The 1,911-nt window shown below is 45.4% G+C and carries 3 protein-coding genes; 1 reads left to right on the forward strand and 2 read right to left on the reverse strand.

From position 1 onward, the window contains the following. Positions 1-948 (forward strand): sigma 54-interacting transcriptional regulator (locus A3738_RS04935; RefSeq protein ID WP_068763408.1); only part of this gene is annotated, 948 nt, incomplete at its 5' end. A gap of 48 nt (positions 949-996) precedes the next feature. On the opposite strand, the gene A3738_RS04940 is transcribed toward A3738_RS04935, so the two are convergent. Together A3738_RS04940 and A3738_RS04945 are read right to left on the reverse strand one after the other, a co-directional pair. After that, positions 997-1,533, reverse strand: a complete 537-nt coding sequence (locus A3738_RS04940; RefSeq protein ID WP_068477719.1) for a transposase — start codon at positions 1,531-1,533, stop codon at positions 997-999. A 75-nt stretch (positions 1,534-1,608) separates the two neighbouring features. After that, the coding region (locus A3738_RS04945) for a tetratricopeptide repeat protein (protein WP_197473600.1) at positions 1,609-1,911 on the reverse strand (303 nt) is incomplete at its 5' end.

A 1,911-nucleotide genomic window follows, 5' to 3' on the forward strand; every position in this document is an offset into this window, starting at 1 on the left:
CAATCAAACTCTGGCATTCCGGGTGTAATAGCGAATAGCCCGAGCATGCTCAAAGTTTGTCGCACTCTTGAAAAAATCGCACCTGCTGATGTCAGCACGCTGATTTTAGGGGAAACAGGCACAGGTAAAGAAGTTTTAGCACGGGCGATCCACAGTTTGAGCCCTCGTNGCGACGCTCCTTTTGCGGCAATTAATTGTGCAGCGATCCCTGAAAACCTGCTTGAAAGCGAGTTATTTGGCCATGAAAAAGGCGCATTTACAGGCGCCCATCAACAAAAGAAAGGCAAAATTGAGCTCGCTCACGGTGGGACCTTATTCTTGGATGAAATTGGCGATATGCCGGCCTCTCTTCAACCCAAAATGCTACGTTTTTTACAAGAGCGTGTGATTGAACGCGTTGGTGGCGTTAAAGAAATTCCAGTTGATGTACGTGTTGTCTGCGCGACGCACCAAGACATCAATAACTTGATATCTCAGGGAAGCTTTCGAGAAGACCTCTATTATCGCATTAGTGAAATCACGCTAAATATTCCTGCGCTTCGAGAGCGCGAAGGCGACTCTGTACTCATTGCACAAGCACTTCTCAAGTCTATTAGTAGCGAAATGAATCGTGGTGATTTGCGACTATCTGAAGACGCAATGGCAGCTATTCGAAGTTATGACTGGCCAGGTAACGTGCGCGAGATGATCAATAAAATTAAGCGCGCCGCAATTATGGCAGATGGGATGAACGTAAGTGCTGAAGATTTAGAGCTAGAAAGCTCGGAAGCTAGCCTTCCAGAAGGCTCTTTGAATTTGAAGCAAATCCGCGATCAGGCCGAAAAAACAGCATGCCTGCAAGCGATTAAAGGCTCACATGGGAATATGGCAAAAGCGGCTCGTATACTCGGTATTACACGTCCGACGCTGTATTCATTATTCGAAAAACACGGCATTGAAGCTGAGTAAAAACATGGGGGGCAGAGTACTTTTACTCTGACCCCAATGTTTATCACGCTAGAAAAGATTACGATATGCCCTAGCGCAACTTTCATGATCCTCTCCGAGGGACAAATAGCTTCGATGAGCAGTCCAAAGCAAACTAGATTTTATTAGCGCATTAACTTTGTAACTAGACCAAAAATAATCACTCGCTGACTTAACCATTCCAGCCCTAACCGGATTCAGTTCGATGTAACGCTGACAAGCAAGTACATAAGAGTCATCCTCAATCCCTAAGGACTTAAAGCGCCCTTCCCACAAAGTACCTGATCGCTCATACCTATGGTTAAAATAACGCACATAACGACGTCCCAAACACTGCATCATCTGAGAAATTGACTTATCAGTATGCGGCGTGACTAACAAATGTACGTGGTTGGTCATGAAGACCCAAGCATGGATATGTACATCAAACGTTCGCGCGTATTCATTTAGCCATGAGGCATATGCGACATAATCTTGTGTATCAATAAAACAAGGTTGGCGATTAACGCCCCTTTGAATGAGGTGCTGCGTCATACCCGCAGGGCATTGACGGAGTGAGCGAGCCATAGATCTTCCTTGATACTATTTGGCTTTGTTTGAAACTGGGGTCAGAGTACTTTTACTCTGACCCCAATATTAAACTTAGTTTTTAGCTTCTAAGAAATGTCCTTGAATCTCGGCATTATCTGGCTGTAAGGCAGCCGCTTTCTCAAGGTAAGGCAAGCCTTCTTCAGTTCTTCCAAACTTGTGCAACACCCATCCATAGCTATCAAGAACTGCCGCACTGTTTGGAGCGAGTTCCGCGGCACGGCTCAACAGCTCAAGTGCTTTCTTATCGCCGCGTTCAAAGTAAATCCACCCCAAATTATTCAAGGCAGCGACTGAATCTGGACGTTGCGTAAGCAGGGTCTCATAAACAGTAGATGCTTTATCCACATCATCATT

Source organism: Oleiphilus sp. HI0066 (assembly GCF_001635725.1).